This is a genomic window from Caldimonas brevitalea, from assembly GCF_001017435.1.
Taxonomy (GTDB): domain Bacteria; phylum Pseudomonadota; class Gammaproteobacteria; order Burkholderiales; family Burkholderiaceae_C; genus Caldimonas; species Caldimonas brevitalea.
Genome location: NZ_CP011371.1, coordinates 3,176,119 through 3,194,881, shown reverse-complemented (window position 1 = coordinate 3,194,881; position 18,763 = coordinate 3,176,119). Strand labels below are relative to the sequence as shown.

At 69.8% G+C, this 18,763-nt stretch carries 6 protein-coding genes and 1 pseudogene; all 7 read left to right on the top strand.

Translation table 11 applies throughout. From position 1 onward, the window contains the following. Positions 1-44: 44 nt before the first annotated feature. Positions 45-5,897, top strand: a pseudogene (locus tag AAW51_RS31355) (amino acid adenylation domain-containing protein); the annotation flags it as partial. Positions 5,898-6,038: 141 nt separating this feature from the next. Then, on the top strand, positions 6,039-13,148 hold the full coding sequence (locus AAW51_RS31350) for an amino acid adenylation domain-containing protein (protein WP_417903620.1): 7,110 nt from the start codon (positions 6,039-6,041) through the stop codon (positions 13,146-13,148). Between the two features lie 3 nt (positions 13,149-13,151). Continuing rightward, complete coding sequence (locus tag AAW51_RS13825) at positions 13,152-15,266, top strand: TonB-dependent siderophore receptor (RefSeq protein WP_053013555.1); 2,115 nt, start codon at positions 13,152-13,154, stop codon at positions 15,264-15,266. Continuing rightward, positions 15,266-16,966 carry a cyclic peptide export ABC transporter gene (locus AAW51_RS13820; protein WP_083438282.1) on the top strand — a complete coding sequence of 567 codons (1,701 nt, stop codon included), beginning with the start codon at positions 15,266-15,268 and terminating at the stop codon, positions 16,964-16,966. Before AAW51_RS13825 ends, AAW51_RS13820 begins: the two co-directional genes overlap by 1 nt. Before the next feature lie 231 nt (positions 16,967-17,197). Next, positions 17,198-17,521, top strand: a complete 324-nt coding sequence (locus tag AAW51_RS13815; protein WP_047195075.1) for an ArsR/SmtB family transcription factor — start codon at positions 17,198-17,200, stop codon at positions 17,519-17,521. 10 nt (positions 17,522-17,531) lie between these two features. Next, positions 17,532-18,023, top strand: coding sequence for an ArsI/CadI family heavy metal resistance metalloenzyme (locus AAW51_RS13810; protein ID WP_047195074.1), 492 nt, complete (start codon positions 17,532-17,534; stop codon positions 18,021-18,023). A gap of 19 nt (positions 18,024-18,042) precedes the next feature. After that, positions 18,043-18,759: an aquaporin gene (locus AAW51_RS13805; protein ID WP_047195073.1), complete on the top strand. Its 717-nt coding sequence runs from the start codon at positions 18,043-18,045 to the stop codon at positions 18,757-18,759. The last annotated feature ends 4 nt before the right edge of the window (positions 18,760-18,763 follow it).

The window sequence follows — 18,763 nt, the reverse complement described above, 5'->3', positions numbered from 1 at the left end:
AAGCCTTCCGCCAGGCCTTGCGGGAGCGCGGCCTGTCGCCCGCGATGTTGCCCATCGTGCCGCGGCCCGAAAGCGACACGGTGGTGCCGCTGTCGTATGCGCAGCAGCGTTTGTGGTTCCTCGACCAGCTTGAAGGTCCGAGCCCGGTCTACAACATCTGCACCGCGCTGCGGCTGCAGGGCCGGCTCGACCGCGAGGCCTTGCACCGCGCGCTGCAGGCCCTGGTGCAGCGGCACGCCGCATTGCGCACGTCGGTCGTCGACGAAGCGGGCAGCGCACGGCAGGTGGTGGCGGCCACTGCAGAGCTGCCGTGGCAATGGCTCGACCTGGCCGATACCAGCCCCGCGCAGCGCGAGGCCGGCCTGCAACACATCGCGGCCGAGATGGCCGGCTGCCGCTTCGACCTCGGGCGAGCGCCCCTGCTCAAGGCCGCGCTGGTGCGCACCGCCGCCGACGAGCACCGGCTGTGGCTGACGCTGCACCACATCGTCGCCGACGGCTGGTCGATGGACATCCTGATCCGCGAGCTGAGCGCGCTCTACCGCGAACACAGTGGCGGACCCGCCGCAGCACTGCCGCCGCTGCCGGTCCAGTTCGGCGACTGTGCCGCGTGGCAGCGCGAGGCGCTCGACACCGACACGCTCGCCGACCAGCTTGCCTACTGGAAAGAACAGCTGGGCGACGAACACCCGCTGCTGGCGCTGCCGGCCGACCGGGCCCGCCCACCCCGGCAAAGCTATCGAGGCGCCGAGGTGACGCGACCGCTGCCGCCCGCGCTGGCCGCCGGCCTGCGCACCTTGGCGCGCCGCCGCGGCAAGACACTGTTCGGCCTGATGCTCGCCGCCTTTCAGACCTGGCTGTACCGCTACAGCGGTCAACGCGAGGTCCGCGTCGGCACCCCGATCGCCAACCGCGAGCGGCCCGAGACGCAGGGGGTGGTCGGCCTGTTCGCCAACACCCTGGTGCTGCCGGCCCGGCTCGACGGCGCACAACCCTTCGAGACGCTGCTGGATCAACAGGCGGCACGCCTGGCCGCCGCGCAGGCCCACCAGGACCTGCCGTTCGAACACCTGGTCGACGCGCTGCAACCGGCGCGCGAACTGTCGCATGCCCCCTTGTTCCAGGCGATGCTGCTGGTGCATGCCCCGCGCCCGGCTTTCGAGATGCCGGGGCTCACGGTCGATCCGGTCGAAACGCCGCGCGACACGGCCAAGTTCGACCTGACGCTCGAGATCACCGACCACGGCGAGCGCCTCGACGCCAGCTTCGTCTACGCCCGCGACCTGTTCGACGCCGCCACCGTGGAGCGCATGGCGCGTCACTTCGAGCGCTTGCTGCAGTCCATCGTCGAGGCTCCCGAGACGCGGCTCGACCAGCTGGCGCTGATGGACGTGGACGAGACACTAGCCGCCCTCGACGCCGGCCAGGGGGCCGCCGTGCCGCCGCCGCCGGTGGTCGGCGTGCACCAGCTGTTCGAGCAGCAAGCCGCCGCGACGCCGGAGGCACCGGCGCTGTTTTTCGGCGAGCAGGTGCTGAGCTACCGCGAGCTGAACCGGCGCGCCGACCGGCTCGCCGCTCGATTGCGCGGCCGGGGTGTGCGGTCCGATCAGGTGGTGGCCGTGTGCCTGGAGCGGTCGACCGAGATGGTGGTGGCGTTGCTGGGCGTGATGAAGGCCGGCGCCGCCTATCTGCCGCTGGACCCGGACTACCCCGACGAGCGCCTGCGCTACATGTGCGACGACGCGCAACCGGTGCTGCTGCTGACCACCCGCACGACACCCTGGCAAGCCGGCGAGGCTGCGCCACCGCGGCTGCTGCTCGACGCGCCGGACACCGACGGGGAGGGCGCCGCGGTGCTCCCGCCGCCCGATCTGCACCCCGAGCACCTCGCCTATCTGATCTACACCTCGGGTTCGACCGGCCGCCCCAAGGGCGTGGGCGTGCCGCATCGCGGCCTGCTCAACCGGCTGGCCTGGATGCAGGCCGAATATGGCCTGGACCGGCGCGACCGGGTGTTGCAGAAAACGCCGTTCAGCTTCGACGTGTCGGTCTGGGAGTTCTTCTGGCCTTTGATGACCGGCGCCGCGCTGGTGGTGGCCGCCCCGGGCGAGCACCGCGACAGCGAACGGCTGGCCGCCTTGATCCGGGAACGCGGCGTCACCACGCTGCATTTCGTGCCGTCGATGCTGGGGGCGTTTCTCGACGACCCTGCCTCGGCCGGCTGCCAGAGCTTGCGGCGCGTGATCTGCAGCGGCGAAGCCTTGCCCCACGAATTGCAGCAGCGCTGCCTGGCGACGCTGCCCGACGCCGCGCTCTACAACCTCTACGGGCCCACCGAGGCCTCGATCGACGTCAGCCACTGGACCTGCCGCCGTGACGACGCCGACGCCACCTCGGTGCCCATTGGGCACCCGATCTGGAACACCTCGCTGCACGTGCTCGACGCCGCGTTGCAGCCGCTGCCCGTGGGGGTGGCCGGCGAGCTGTACCTGGGCGGGGTGGGGCTCGCGCGCGGGTATCTCGGCAAGCCGGCGCTGACGGCCGAGCGCTTCGTGCCCGACCCCTACTCGGCGCAGCCGGGCGCACGCCTGTACAAGACCGGCGACCTGGCCCGCCGCCGTGCGGACGGTGCGGTGGACTACCTCGGCCGCCTGGATCACCAGATCAAGATCCGCGGCTTTCGCATCGAGCTGGGCGAGATCGAGGCTCGCTTGCTGGCCCACCCCGGCGTCGCCCGCGCCGTCGTCGTGGCCCGCGAGGACCGGCCGGGCGACAAGCGCTTGGCCGCCTACTGGGTGGCGGCCGGTCAGCCGGCCGTCGAGACCGAAACGCTGCGGGCTTTCTTGCGGGCCGCGCTGCCCGAACACATGGTGCCGGCGGCGCTGGTGCGGCTCGACGTCATGCCGCTGTCGCCCAACGGCAAGCTCGACCGGGCGGCGCTGCCGGCGCCCGAGGCCGAGGTCGGCCTCGAGCCCGTCGCGCCGCGCACCGAGGCCGAAGCGGTGCTGGTGGCGGTGTGGCAGGAGGTGCTCGGGCTGGCCCGGGTGGGGGTGCACGACAACTTCTTCCGGATCGGTGGCGATTCCATCCTGAGCCTGCAGGTGATCGCGCGGGCTCGGCAGCGCGGTTGGCGGTTGACCCCGACGCAGATGTTCGAGCATCAGACGGTGGCACAGGCGGCCGCCGTGGCGCAACCGTTGAGGGCTGAGGTGGCAGCGCACGCCGAACCCGGCGTCGACGACGTAGTACCGCTGACACCGATCCAGTGCTGGTTCTTCGAACAACAGTTCCGCGCGCCGCACCATTGGAACCAGGCGGTGGTGTTGCGCTTGAATCGCCGGCTCGCGCCCCCGGTGGTCGAACAGGCGCTGCAGGCGGTGGCCGCCGCCCATTCCGCGCTGCGCCTGCGCTTCACGCCTCAGGCGGCCGGTGGTTGGGAGCAGCGGCTGGCCGGGTTCGACACGACGATAGATCTCGGCTGCGCCGACCTGTCGGCTCAGCCGCCCTCGGCCTGGCCTGCCGCCCTCCAGGCGCAAGGCGACAGCTTGCAAGCCGGGCTCGATTTGGAGCGCGGCCCCTTGTGGCGGGCTGCCCTGGTCGACCTGGGCGCCGGCCACCCGCAGCGCCTGCTGCTGGCGATCCATCACCTGGTGGTCGACGGCGTCTCGTGGCGTGTGCTGCTCGACGACCTCGAACGCGTTTGTGCTCAGCTGTCGAGCGCTCAGCCGCCGAGCTTGCCGCCGCCTAGCAGCCCCTACACCTCGTGGGCGCAACGGCTGTCTCGACATGCGGGCTCGCAGGCGCTGCGCCAGCAACTCTCTTATTGGCTGGAAGCCGGTGCGGCAGAGCCGCTGTGGACCGAGACGGTACAGGACAACAGCTTGGCCGCCTCGCGACGCGTGCGCGGGCAACTCGATGCGGAGCGCACCCGGCGCCTGCTCGCGGACGCACCCGCAGCGCTGCGGGCCCGGGTCGACGAGGTGTTGATCGCGACGCTCGCGCACACCTTGTGCGCGGAGCGAGACCGTCCCGGCGTGGTGGTCGAGCTGGAGGGCCACGGGCGGGAGGACTTGTTCGACGACCTCGACCTTTCCCGCACCGTCGGCTGGTTCACCAGCCGCTTCCCGGTGCGACTCGTGCCTGGCAGCGATGACCCCATCCTCGCCTTGAAGGCGGTCAAGGAACAGTTGCGCTCGGTGCCCGGCAAGGGCCTCGGCTACGGCTTGCTGCGTTACCTCGGAGACGACGACAGCCGGCGCAGCCTCGGCGCCTTGGCCGCGCCGCAGGTGTGCTTCAACTACCTGGGCCAGTTCGAGCAGGGCAGCCGCGGCGACGCGCTGTTCGCGCTGGCCGACGAGTCGCCGGGTGCCACCCGGCGCCCGGACGAACGTCGTAGCCATTTGTTGGAGGTCGACGCCCAGGTGCTCGGCGACACGCTGTCGGTGGACTGGGTCTGCGCCGGCGAGTTGCTCGGCGGCGAGGCCTTGCAGCGCCTGTCCGAGGCGTTCATCGCGCGGCTGGGCGCGACGATCGACCAGCTGCAAACCGTCGCCGGCGCAACGCCCAGCGATTTCCCGCTCGCCCGGCTGCAGCAATCGGACCTCGACGCGCTGCCGCTCGAATGGGGCCAGGTCGAGGACGTCTACCCGCTGACACCGATGCAGCAGGGCCTGTTGCTGCACACCCTGTTGCAGCCCGGCAGCGGCCTGTACCTGATGCAGGAACGCTACCGGCTCGACGGGCCGGTGGACACAGGTGCCTTCGTCCGCGCGTGGGAGTCCCTGGCCGAGCGCCATGCGGTCCTGCGCAGCGCCTTCATCGAGCGCGAGGGCGACGGGCCGCTGCAGGTGGTGTACCGGCATGAGCCGGGCATCGCACAGACGCTCGACTGGCGTGGTCGCAGCGCGGCCGACCAGCAGCTGGCGCTCGACACCCTGCTGCAGCGGGAGCGGGAAGGCTTCGATGCGGCCCGTGCGCCCTTGGCCCGGTTCCGCCTGATCCAGATCGCGCCACAGCAACACCTGTTCGTGCTCAGCTGCCATCACCTGCTGCTCGACGCCTGGGCCTACTCGCTGTTGCTGGGCGAGTTCGCCGTCAGCTACCAGGCCTTTGCCGAGGGTCGGGCGCCATCGCTCGAACCGGCGCCCGCCTATGCGAGCTTCATCGGCTGGCTGCAGCAACAGGACGAACAGCCGGCACGACAGTACTGGCGGGAGCTGCTGGCCGGCGTGGCCGAGCGCACGCCGCTGGGCTTGCGAGCCCCCGAAACGGATGGCGCCGCCGACGCGGTCGAACAGCTGCTGTGGCTGGACGAAACCGAGACGCAAGGCCTGAAGGCCGCGGCACAAGCGCACGGCCTGACGCTCAACACCCTGGCGCAGGGCGCCTGGGCCTGGCTGTTGGCGACACACAGTGGCCGCGAGGAAGTGGTGTTCGGCATGACGGTGGCAGGGCGCCCACCCGAGTTGCCGGCGGCCCAGCAGACCGTGGGCCTGTTCATCAACACGCTGCCCATGCGCACCCGCCTGCAGCCGGCGCAGCGTGTGCAGGACTGGCTGCAGGCCTTGCAGCACGAAGGCTTGCAGGCGCGCCAGCACGGACAGCTGCCCCTGTGGACGATACAAGGCTGCAGCGAGCTGGGCGGCGGCGAGCCGCTGTTCGACAGTCTTTTCGTGTTCGAGAACACCCCGACAATGCCGGCGCTGAACGGAGCACCGCTGCCGTTTGGCTTCGAACGGCTGCAAGGGCGATCCCACACCCACTATCCGGTGACGCTGGCCGTGTCGCCGGGCGCCCGGTTGCGCCTGGAGCTGAGCCATGATCCGCAGCGCCTGGCAGACGCCGCCGCGCGGCAGTGGCTGCAGCGCTACAGGCTGGCGCTGTTGCAGCTGGCCGATCGGCTGTCGAGCCCATTGGGTCTGTTGCAGTTGCTCGACCCCGCCGAGGTGGCAAGCCTGAAGGCGTGGGGCCGGGCCGACAGCGCGGCGCCCCATGCCGACACACCCGTGCATGAGCTGTTCGCACAGCGCGCCGTCCGCATGCCCGATCAGGTGGCGGTGGTGCTAGACGGCCAACAGCTGAGCTACCGCGAGCTGAACGAACGCGCCAACACCATCGCGCACCGGCTCCTGGCCGCCGGCGTGACCGCCGAAACACGGGTGGGCCTGTGTGTGGAGCGCTCGTTGGAGATGGTGGCGGGGCTGTTGGGCATCCTGAAGGCGGGGGGCGCCTATGTCGTCCTGGACCCGGCGCTGCCGGTCGAACGCATCACCGAGCTCTGCGAGGACGCGGCCATCGCCGTGGTGCTGGGCCAGACGGTGTTGTCCGGCATGACGGCAGCCCTGCCGCGCCGCATCGTGACGCTCGCGATCGACAAGCTGGTGCAGCCCGACGTGCCCAGACACGATCCGGACCTGCGGCTCGATCCACGGCAGCTGGCATATCTTGTCTACACCTCCGGTTCGACCGGCCGTCCCAAGGCGGTCGCCGTGCCCCACGCGGCGCTGGTGGCGCACGTGCAAGCGATGGCCGAGCGTTTTGGCCTGACCGCCTCCGACCGGGTGCTGCAGTTCAGCACGCTGTCGTTCGACGCCAGCGTGGACCAGCTGTTTCCGGCACTGCTCAGCGGCGCCACCGTGGTGTTGCGCGGCCCGCAGCTGTGGGACAGCGGCGAGTTGCGCGAGCGCCTGGCGCGTGAGCGGATCACAGTGGCCGACTTTCCGACTTCCTACTGGATGCAGGCGCTGCGCGAGTGGTCACGTGCCACCGGCCCTGAATGTTCCGCGCTGCGGCTGGTGTCGGTCGGCGGCGAAGCCTTGCCACCCGATGCACTGACGTTGAGAGCGGCCGCCGGCCTCGCTCACGCCCGGCTCTTGAACGCCTACGGCCCGACCGAAGCCACCGTCACCGCGGCCCTGCACGATTGCGACGCCGCGCCGCATCCCGACGACACCGCCGGGATTCCGATCGGGCGTCCGGTGCCCGGACGCGAGTTGCACGTGCTCGACGATGCACTGCGGCCGGTCGCGGTGGGCGTGGCAGGCGAGCTTTACATCGGCGGCGAGTTGCTCGCGCGTGGCTATCACGGCCGGGCCGACCTGACGGCCGAACGTTTCTTGCCCGACCCGTTCGGCGCACCCGGCACGCGCCTTTACCGCAGCGGCGACCGGGTGCGCTGGCGCGCCGACGGCCGGCTGGAGTACCTGGGGCGGGGCGATCGCCAGCTGAAGCTGCGTGGCTTCCGCATCGAGCCGGGTGAGATCGAGGCGCGGCTGCGCGAGCAGGCCGGCGTCGACGATGCCCTCGTGGTCCTGCGCGAAGACACGCCGGGCGAGCGCCGGCTGGTCGGCTACGTGGTCGGCGAGAGCAGCAGGCTGACCGGTGAGTCGCTGAGCGCGGCCTTGGCGCGCTGCCTGCCCGAGCCGCTGGTGCCGAGCGCCTTCGTCGTGCTGCCGGCCTGGCCCTTGACCGCCAGCGGCAAGCTGGACCACCGCGCCTTGCCGGCGCCGGTTCGGGCCGTCACCGACGCCGGCGTTCCGCCGCGCAACCCGACCGAGCAGCTGATCGCGCAGGTCTGGAGCGAACTGCTGGGTGCCCCGTCGCTGGGCATCACCGATCACTTTTTCCGCCTCGGCGGCGACTCCATCCTGGCCTTGCAGGCGGTCAGCCGGTTGCGGCGCGCGGGCCTGGCGGTCACCCCCAAGGATCTGTTCTCACATCCAACCATCGAGCAACTGGCGGGCGTTGCCGGTCTGGCCATGCCTGCTGCGGGGCAACCCGTCGCCGACACGCCGCAGGGTGAAGTGCCGCTGACGCCGATCCAGAGCTGGTTGCTCGGGCAGGCCTTGCCGAAACCGGGGCACTGGAACCAGTCGCTGCTGCTCGCCCCCACACGGCCGCTGGACCCGGCGCTGCTGCGGCGCGCGCTCGTCGCGCTGGTCGAGCATCACGACGCGCTGCGGCTGCGCTACACCCGCTTGCCCCACGGCCGCTGGTGTCAGATGCAGGGGGAGGACGCGACCGCGTTCGAGTTCGGTTGCGTGACAGTGGCCCATGCCGCCGAGCTGGCGGCGCACTGCAGCCGGGTGCAGGCCGGCCTCGACCTGTCGCGCAGCGCCGTCGCGGCCCTCTTGCTACAGCAACCGGACGGGACCCAGCGCCTCTTGTTGGCGGTGCATCACTTGGTGGTCGACGCGGTGTCGTGGCGGATCTTGCTGGAAGACCTGGCGCTGGCGTGCTCGCAGCTTGCGAGCGGGCGGGCCGTCGTGCTGCCCGCCAAGACCTCGTCCTATCAGGCCTGGGCGCAACAGCTGCAGCGCTACGCCCTGCAGCCGTCGCTGCAGGAGGAGCTGGCCTACTGGCAACGCCACGTGCAGCCGTCGAGCTTCCCGGCCCGCAACCCCGACCTCCGGGTCACCGCCGGCACGGCCCGCCGTGTTCAGGTCCAGCTCGACGTCGACTGCACGCGCCAGCTGCTGACGCAAGCGCATCGTGCCTATCGAACCCAGATCAACGACCTGCTGCTGTGCAGCCTGGGCCTGGCCTTGGGACGCTACACCGGCCAGCCGCAGGTTCTGGTGGAGCTCGAAGGCCACGGTCGCGAGGAACTGCCGGTCGACGAGCCGCCACTGGACCTGAGCCGCACGGTGGGGTGGTTCACCTCCCGCTTCCCGGTCAGCCTGCCCGCAGGTCGCGACGCGGCCACCTGCCTGAAGCAGGTGAAGGAGCAGCTGCGTGGCGTCCCGCATCGCGGCATCGGCTGGGGCCTGCTGGAACAAATGGCCCCCGCTGCGCTGCAGGCCTTGCCGAAGCCGCGCGTCAGCTTCAACTATCTGGGCCAGCTGGACGGCCAGGAGACCCGCGCGCCGTTGTTCCGTCTGGCCGACGAAGCGCCGGGCGCCGGCGTCGCGCCCGAGAACCCGCGCAGCCACTGGCTCGAGATCGACGCCGCCGTCGTGGAGGGCTGCTTGCAGTTGAGCTGGACCTACAGCCCTGAGCTGCACACGCCGGAACAGGTGGCGAGTCTCGCCGACGATCACCTGCAAGCGCTGCAGGCCCTGGTGCGGCATTGTGTCGACACGCCGCCAGGGGCGACACCTTCGGACTTTCCGCTGGCCGGGCTCGCGCAAGCCGAGCTGGACGCCTTGCCGGCGGGCGACATCGAAGACCTCTATCCGCTGTCGCCCCTGCAGCAGGGTCTGCTGTTCCACGCCCTGTGCAACCAGGGTGACGACGTCTACGTGAACCAGTTGCATGGGCGCATCGCGGGCGAGCTGGAGATCGAGCTGTTCCGCGAGGCCTGGCGCCAAGCGACGGCACGCCATGCCATCCTGCGCACCAGCTTCCATTGGCAACGCGAGGGCGAGCCGCTGCAAATCGTGTGGCGCGAGGTGGAGCTGCCGTTCGAGGTCTTGCCGGCGCCGCGGGATGCCGCGGCGCTCGCCACCTGGCTCGCACAGGACCGGGCACGGGGCTTCGATCTGTCGCAGGCGCCTGCCATGCGTCTTCAATTGCTGCAGGGCCAGGGCGGGCACATCGACCTGGTGTGGACCTGTCATCACCTGCTGCTGGACGGGTGGAGTTCGTCGCGATTGGTGGACGAGGTGCTGGCACGTTACGCGGCGCTGCGTGGGGGCACGCCGTACCAGCCGCCGTACGGGCCGCCTTACCGCGACTTCATCGCGTGGACCCGTCGCTCCCGCCCGCAGGAGGCCGAGCAGCGGTGGCGCGAGGCGCTGGCCGGGCTGTCGGCACCGCTGCTGCTGGCCGGCTGTGTCGTGCCCCCCGCCGGATCGCCACACGGCCACGGCGAACAGCGCTACGACCTGCCGGCTTCGGTGACGCGGGCGCTGCAGCGGCGCGCGCAGGCCGAAGGCGTGACCTTGAATGCGGCCGTGCAATCGGCCTGGGCGGTGCTGCTGGGCCGCTACAGCGGCCGCCGCGACGTCGTGTTCGGTGCCACCGTGGCCGGACGACCGGCCGAGCTGCAGGGTGTCGAGGCCACCGTGGGCCTGTTCATCAACACGCTGCCCGTACCGGCGCAGCTGTCTCCCGAGCGGTCGCTTGCCCAGGTCGCCCGCGCCTTGCGCGATCACTACCACTCCACGGTGCTGCCCTTCGAGGCGACGCCGTTGGCCGAGATCCAGCAATGGGCCTTGGGCGGCGCGCAAACCCTGTTCGACACGCTGATCGTGTTCGAGAACTACCCCGCCGGGGGCCGCGGCGCTTCAGATCCGGCACGCCCGGTGATCGAGGTGCTGGGCCGCGACGACCGGACGTCCTACCCGATGACGCTCAACGTGACGCCCGGCGAGACGCTGCAGATCGAGTTGAGCTGGCAACGCGACGCTTTCGACGATGCGACGGCAGGGCGCATGGCCCAACAACTGGCACAACTGCTGCAAACCTTCGCCGCGGCGCCCCACACGCGCCTCGGGGAGCTGGAACTGCTGACGCCTGAGGAGGTGCGCAGCGTCGAGGCCTGGAACGATACCGGCGACGGACACGACCTGCCATGCGACCTCTACGCCTTGTTCGAACGCCAGGTCGCCCGCACACCCGGCGCGCCCGCCGCCCGCTGCGGTGACATCACCCTCAGCTACCAGGACCTCCGCCAACGGGCGGACCACCTGGGCGATGCGCTGACGGCCCGCGGCGTGGGGCCCGACGATGTGGTGGCGCTCTACGACCGCCGCGGGCTCGACCTGCTGGTCATGATGTTGGCCGTGTTCAAGGCGGGCGCGGCTTATCTGCCGCTCGACCCGTCGCATCCGGCGGCACGGCTGCAGCAATTGCTCGATCGCAGCGGCGCTCGATGGGTGCTGCAAGGCGAGCAGGGCGGGCCCGCGCTCGGCGAGGCGCTGCAGGCGCTGGGTCGCCACGCGCCGGCGTTGTGGCGACCGGCGGAGCTGGTGCAAGGTCCGCATGACGGCGGCATCGCGGCGCGCAAGCCCTTGCCACCCGCCGCCGCTGGCCGCTGTCTCGCCTATGTGATCTACACCTCCGGCTCGACCGGGGAGCCCAAGGGCGCGATGGTCGAGCGGCGCGGCATGTTGAACAACCTGCTGCAAAAGCATGTGCAGCTCGGGCTGGGCAGCACCGACGTGGTGGCGCAGACGGCGCCGGCCAGCTTCGACATCTCGGTCTGGCAGTTCCTGAGCGCCTTGCTGTGCGGCGCCACGGTCGACATCGTGCCCGACGACGTGGTCCGCGATCCTCGCGCGCTGCTGGCTGCGGTGCGAGCGCGAGGGGTCACCGTGCTGGAGGCCGTCCCCAGCCTGATCCAGGCCCTGCTCGACGAGGAGCACCAGGAGGCGCTGCCGCTGCGCTGGCTGCTGCCCACCGGAGAGGCGCTGCCGCCCGAGGTGGTGCGGCGCTGGTTCACGGCCCACCCGCAGGTGCCCTTGCTCAACGTCTACGGTCCCGCCGAGTGCGCCGACGACGTCTCGCTGCACGCCCTCACGGCGCCGCTGCCTGCCGATTGCGCCCACACGCCGATCGGCCGGCCCGTGGCCCACCTGCGGCTGCAGGTGCTCGACGACCACCTGCAACAGGTGCCGGTGGGCGTGGCCGGCGAACTGTGCGTCTCCGGCATCGGGGTGGGGCGGGGCTATCTGCGTGATCCGGCGCGCACTGCTGTCGCCTTTGTGCCCGACCCCTACGCCCGCGTGCCCGGCGAACGCCTGTACCGCACCGGCGACATCGTCCGGCGGCGCAGCGACGGCGTGTTGGAGTACCTGGGTCGGCGCGATCACCAAGTGAAGTTGCGCGGACACCGCATCGAGCTGGGCGAGATCGAGGCGGCGCTGCTGGGCCTGCCCGGCGTGCGGCAGTCGGTGTGCATGGTGCGCGCAGAGGGCACCGCGGCCGCGGCCCTGGTGGCCTACGTCGTCGGCGACGGCCTGCAACCCGCCGCGCTGCGCACCGCGTTGGCCCAGAAGCTGCCGCAGAGCATGGTGCCCGCTGCCGTGATGGTGCTGGAGGCACTGCCGTTGAACCGCAACGGCAAGATCGACCGCCAGGCCCTGCCGGCGCCTCGCGGAAGTGCCATCGCCATGGCCGCGGCGTCCTATGTGCCGCCGGCCACTGCGCTGGAAGCCCTGCTGGCCAATGTCTGGGCCGCCGCGCTCGGCATCGAACGGATCGGCGTGCAGGACAACTTCTTCGAGCTGGGGGGGCATTCCTTGCTCGCGGTGCGGGTGATGCAGAAAACGCGGCAGTTGCTGCAGCGAGAACTGCCCCTGACGCTGATCTTTCAGGCGCCGAGCATCGCGGCCTTGGCCCTGCAGCTGACCCAGGACGGGCAAGCGACGTCGCCGGTCATCCCGCTGAACCGCGGTAGTGGCCGCCCCCCCTTGTTCTGTGTGCACCCAGCAGGGGGCCACGCGGCGTCCTACCTGCCGCTGGCACAAGCGCTCGGCGCCGAGCAGCCGGTCTACGGTCTGCAGTCGCGCCGTTTGCACGACCCGCAGTGGCAGGACGTCTCGATCGACGCGATGGCGCGAGACTACGCGGCCGAGATCCGCAAAGTGCAGCCGGAGGGGCCTTACCACCTGCTGGGCTGGTCGATGGGCGGCACCATCGCGTTGGCAATGGCCGCGGAGCTCGAACACCAGGGGCACACCGTGGCGTGGGTCGCGATGCTGGACACCGTGCACTTGCGCGAAGACGAAGCCGCTGTGCGCAGCGACCACGCGGCCGAGTGCCTCGACTACCTGGCAGGGCTGGCCCGCGATGCCGTCGCACAGCAAGCCTTGGAGGCGCTGCGTACCGAACTGGCCGCGTTGCCTGCATCGGCCCAGCTGGCGCACGCAGTGGCGTGGGCGCAAGCGCAGGGCTATCTGAGCGCGGACACCGACGTCGATGAACTGGCGCTGCGGCTGTCGGCGCGCTACGAGTCGTTCTGCCTGATGCGCGAGCACCGTCCCCACCCGGTGCAGGCGCCGGTTTACTTGTGGCAGGCCGAGGACACGGTACGCGACAGCACACCCGAAGAACTGTCATGGCAACGGTATGCTGCCCGCCTGCACGTTGCCACCGTGGTCGGCGACCACCTCGCCATCGTGCAAGCGCCTGATGTCATCCAGGGCCTTGCCGCGCTGTTGGCTGACAACGTTTCTCTTTCCATACATCTCCCAGGGAACTCTTGAAAAATGCACTCCTACAAAAAACTCAAGTTGTCGGCCATCGCCTCAGCGTGCTGCCTGCTGGCTGAGGTCCATGCGCAGGAGGCGCCGGTGGTGACACCGCCGGCGGCCCCGTCAGCAGCCGCGCTCCCCACGGTGCGCGTAACGGGCGAACGCGATATCGCGCAGCGCGCCGAGCGAGCGGCTTCGACCACCAAGGGCAGCACACCCCTCATCAACACGCCGATGTCGGTGCAGGTCGTCTCACAGCCGCTGATCGAGGACCGGCAAGCCAACACGCTGCGCGAGGCGCTCGAGACGGTCAGCGGTGTCTTCGCCGGCAGCACCTCGGTGCACGAGGACATCATCGTGCGAGGTTTTCCCGTGTACCAGTCGTACCGCAACGGCATCAGAACCAACCGCTTCGGCCCGACCGAGCTGGCCAACGCCGAGCGGGTCGAGGTGCTGAAGGGCCCGTCGTCGACCCAGTTTGGTCGCGGCGATATCAGTGGCATGTTCAACGTGATCACCAAGAAGCCGCAGGCGCAGCCCTATTTCTCGCTGCAGCAACAGGTAGGCAGCGAGGACTTCTACCAGACCCACGTGGACGCGACCGGCAGCCTGAACGCCGACAGCACCTTGCTGTACCGCGTCAACGCGGTCTATGAAGACGCCGGCTCGTTCCGCGACTTCATCGACACCAAGCGCACCTTCGTCGCCCCGACGCTCAGCTGGCGTCCCAATGCCGACGTCCAGTTCAATCTGGAACTCGAACACGCCAAACACGACAGCCCGATCGACCGGGGCATCGTCGCGGTGGGCAACCGGCCGGCCGACGTGCCGCGCGGCCGCAACCTGGGCGAAGACTTCACCGAGCACGAGAACGAATCGACGCTGCTGTCGCTCGATGGCTCGCAGAAGCTCGACGCCACCTGGACGCTGCGGCAAAACCTGCTGATCGAACGCGGACGCGGCAACGGCCTGGAGTATCAGCATGCGCTGGTCGACGACGTGCGCACGGTAGGGCGCGAGCCACGGCGTATCGAGCGCCGCGATATCGACACAGAGTTCATCTCGCTGGAGCTGGCCGGCACGCCGACCTGGGGAGGGGTGAGCCACGACTTTGTCGTCGGTGCGGAGCATGCGCGCAGCAAACGCGTGTTCGAGTTCTGGACGGGGGAGCAGGATGCGATCGACCTCTTCGAACCGGTTTATCGCGATGCTGTGCCGGACACACCGACGCTGGCGGTCGACATGACCAACCGCAGCAAAGCCTGGGGCGTCTACGTGCAGGACCAGATCTCGCTGACCCCACAGTTCAAGCTCTTGCTCGGCGGCCGCTACGACGACGCCGAAGAAACCTCTGATGACCACACCGGCGCCGGCAACACAGAGGCCCGCGACAAGCGCTTCAGCCCCCGCGTGGGACTTGTGTTTTCGCCAGCGGCTTGGTGGTCGGTGTACGGCAGTTACACCGAATCCTTGAGCGAGGCCAACACCGACTCGAGCACCCCGGGCGGCAGCTTCGATCCGGTCATAGGCAAGCAATTCGAAATCGGCTTCAAAACCGAGACGACCGACAAACGGCTGTTCACGACGGTGGCGTTGTATCAGCTGACCAAGCAGAACATGCCGATCTACCGGGGCGATGTGTTCGCCCCGATCGGTGAAGCGCGCAGCCGCGGCCTGGAATGGGACGTGGGCGGGCGGGTCACGCCGCATCTCAACCTCACCGCGTCCTACGCCTATACCACGACCAAAGTGACCGATGGCACCGTCGACAGCGAAGGCGTGATCGGCACGCAAGGCAAGCGCCTCTACGGCGTGCCGCGCCATGCGCTGAAGCTGTTCACCCGTTGGGACCAGCAGGCCGGCGGCACGCAAGGCCTGAGCCTGGGTGCCGGCATGGTGGCCTTGAGCCAGCAGGAGGTCGACGTCGAGAACACCGCGCAGATCCCGGGTTACGCACGGGTCGACCTGATGGCCGCCTACAAGTGGCGCCAGAGCGGATTGCGCTGGACGGCGCAGGTGAACATGCTCAACGCCGCCGACAAGACCTACTACCTGCCGAGCGGCAGCCGCAACGAGATCGCGGTAGGCCGTCCGCGCACGGTGTTGGCGTCCCTACGAGCTGAGTACTGATGATGAACGGCGTCGTCGCACTGCTGCGCGGCTCGCGCTGGAAGCTCGCCGGGGCCGGCTTGGCCGGCGCCTTGAGCGGCCTGGGCATCGCCGCGCTGATCGCGCTGATCAACTCGGCGCTGGCGTTGCCACGGGCCGAACAGGGGCGGCTGCTGCCGGCCTTTGTCGCGCTGTGCGTCGGCGTGTTCCTGGCCCGCACCGCCAGCGAGGCGCTGCTGGTGCGGCTGAGCCAGCACCTGATCGCCGGCCTGCGGTGCCAGCTGTCGCGCCAGATCCTGGCCTCGCCGCTGCGCCAGCTCGAACAGCACGGCGCGCACCGCCTGCTCGCGGCGCTGACCGACGACGTGCAGAAGATCGCGGCGCTGCTGACCCGGCTGCCCACTTTTTGCATCAACGTCGCCGTGGCGCTGGGCTGTTTTGCCTACCTCGGCTGGCTGTCGTGGCCGCTGATGCTGGGCGCGCTGGCGTGCATCGGCATCGGCATCGGGGTGTTTCTGGTGGCGCAGCTGCGCGCGCAAGGCGCCCTGCAGCGCTCGCGTGACGCGGGCGACGAGCTGTACAAGCACTTCATCACGGTGACCGAGGGCGGCAAGGAGCTGCAGATGCACCGAGGCCGCCGCAGCGCCTTCCTGACCCGCTGGCTGGACGGCGCCGTCGCGCGGCTGCGCCACAACTTCGTCAGCGGTATGACGATTTATGCGCTCGCCGAGAGCCTCGGCCTGCTGATGTTTTTTGTCTTCATCGGGCTGCTGCTGTTCCTGCCCCCCGACTACACGACCCACAACCCGGCAGTGCTCAGCGGATATGCGCTGACGTTCCTCTACCTGATCACACCGGTCGAGGTGCTGGTGAACCTGGCGCCCGACTTCGGCCAGTTCCGCGTCGCGCTGAAACAGCTGGCCACGCTGCAGCTGGCGCTCGCGCCCGGACAGGACCACGGGGCAGGGCGGCCGGCGTGGAAGACCTTGCAGCAGCTCGAACTGAAAGGCGTGACGCACGGCTATCGCAGCGAGCACGAGGACGGGCAGTTCACGCTCGGCCCGATCGACCTGAGCCTGTCGCCCGGCGAGATCGTCTTCATCACCGGCGGCAACGGCAGCGGCAAGACCACCTTGGCCAAGCTGCTCGTGGGTTTGTACGCTCCTGACAGCGGCCAGGTGTCGGTGAACGGCGAGGCGGTGGTGGGCGATGCCGACCGCGAGGCCTACCGGCAGTTGTTCTCGTGCGTGTTCGCCGACTTCTATCTGTTCGAGGAACTGCTCGGCCTGGACGACCCGGAGCGCGCGCCGCGCGCCGGCGAACTGCTGAAGCGGCTCAAGCTCGACCACAAGGTGAGCCTGGAGAAGGGCCGCTTTTCGACGGTGGCACTGTCGCAGGGCCAACGCAAGCGGCTGGCCTTGCTGGGGGCGGTGCTGGAAGACCGGCCGGTGTGTCTGTTCGACGAATGGGCGGCCGACCAGGACCCGGTGTTCAAGCGTGTGTTCTATGAAGACATCCTGCCGGATCTAAAGGCGCAGGGGCGCACCGTGGTGGCCATCACCCACGACGACGCCTATTTCCATCTCGCCGACCGGCATGTGAAGCTGGAGTCGGGGCGCATCGTGTCGATCAGGTCGCAGCGGCAAGCCGCGGCCTGCAACGAGGAGCCCGTCGCTGCCCCGGCGACACCCGGCCGGCCTTCTCAGCTTCAGGTGGGCTGAAGCGACCGGCGCGTGCCATGGCCTTTGCGCCAGTGGCACGCGTTCGGCTGCCGGCCACCGGACGCCGCCTCGCTGACCGCGTCACGGCAGCGGCGGGAGAGCCGCGCCGCGCGGCGACAAGGCGCCAGCGCCGCGGCGGCACGGGCGTCTCGTCGCTGCCCACCTGACCGCGCCAGACGCCAACGCGCTACAGCTGTTGCAAGCCTCGAATCTTTCGAAGATACTCGAACCATGGAAGAAACAAGCGTTGTCCGCTCCCTTGCCGCCTTGGCCCATGCCATGCGCCTGCGGGTGTTCCGCGCGCTGGTGGTTGCCGGCGGGCAGGGCGTGACGCCGGGGGTCCTGCAGGAGCAACTGGGCGTGCCCGCCGCCACGCTGTCGTTCCACCTGAAGGAATTGATGACCGCCGGCCTCGTCACCCAAGAGCGCAGCGGACGCCATCTGATCTATCGCGCGTCGTTCGAGCACATGAGCGACCTGCTCGGCTACCTCACCGAGAACTGCTGCCAGGGTGAGACCTGCGTCGCAGACCAGGCAAACAGCTGCAAATGTTGAAGGAGCACCGATGAAACGATTCCACCTTCACGTCCACGTCGAGGACCTCGCCAAGAGCATCGCGTTCTACTCGAAGCTGTTCGCAGCCGAGCCGACACGCGCCGAGACCGACTATGCCAAGTGGATGCTCGACGACCCGCGCATCAACTTCGCTATCTCCACCCGCGGCGCCAAGCCGGGTGTCGATCACCTGGGTTTCCAGACCGACGACGCTGCCGAACTGGCCGAACTCAAGGCGCGGGCTCAATCTGCCGACCTGGCGCTGTTCGACGAAGGCGCCACCACCTGCTGCTACGCGCAGAGCGAAAAACACTGGGTGACCGACCCGCAAGGTATCGCCTGGGAGCACTACCACACGCTGGCCGACATCCCGGTGTTCAGCGAGCGGGAGGCCGCGAGCGTGTCGGCACAGGAGGCGTCGGCGTGCTGTGCGCCGACGCAGCGTGGCAAGCCGATCGACATCGCGGTGACGGCGGCCAAGCCATCGTCGTCGTGCTGCTGAGCGGGATCGGCCAGATCTGATGCGAGCGATGGATCTGCCTCGTAAGCTCGCCGCGGAAGCGCTCGGCACGGCACTGCTGCTGGCGGTCGTGATCGGCTCCGGCATCATGGCCGAGGGCCTGGCGGGCGGCAACGCGGCGGTGGCCTTGCTGGCCAACACGCTGGCGACGGTCGGCGGGCTGTACGTCCTGATCGAGGTGTTTGGTCCCATCAGCGGCGCCCACTTCAACCCAGCCGTCAGCGCCGCGATGGCCTGGCGCGGCGAGCTGCCGACGCCGGCCTTGCTGCCGTACATCGCGGCGCAGCTGATCGGCGCGATGCTGGGCGCCTGGGCCGCGCACGCGATGTTCGAGCTGCCGATCCTGCAGTTCTCGACCAAGGTACGGACTGGCACCGGCCAGTGGATCGCCGAAGCGGTCGCCACCGCGGGGCTGCTGCTGGTGATCCTGCGGGCACCGGCCGGGCGAGCCGCGGCCATGGTCGCGGCCTACATCGGCGCCGCCTACTGGTTCGCCGCGTCGACCTCGTTCGCCAACCCGGCCGCGGCCTTCGGGCGCATGTTCAGCGACAGCTTCGCCGGCATCGCCCCGGCGAGCGCGCCGGGCTTCGTGGTCGCACAGCTGGTGGGCGCGGCCCTCGGCGTCGCGGTCCACCAGGCCTTCGAGCCGCGGCGGCATCCTGCCGGCCACCCGAACGTCATCGAAGCGTCCGGCGACGGCGCACCCACTCCCAAATAAGGCT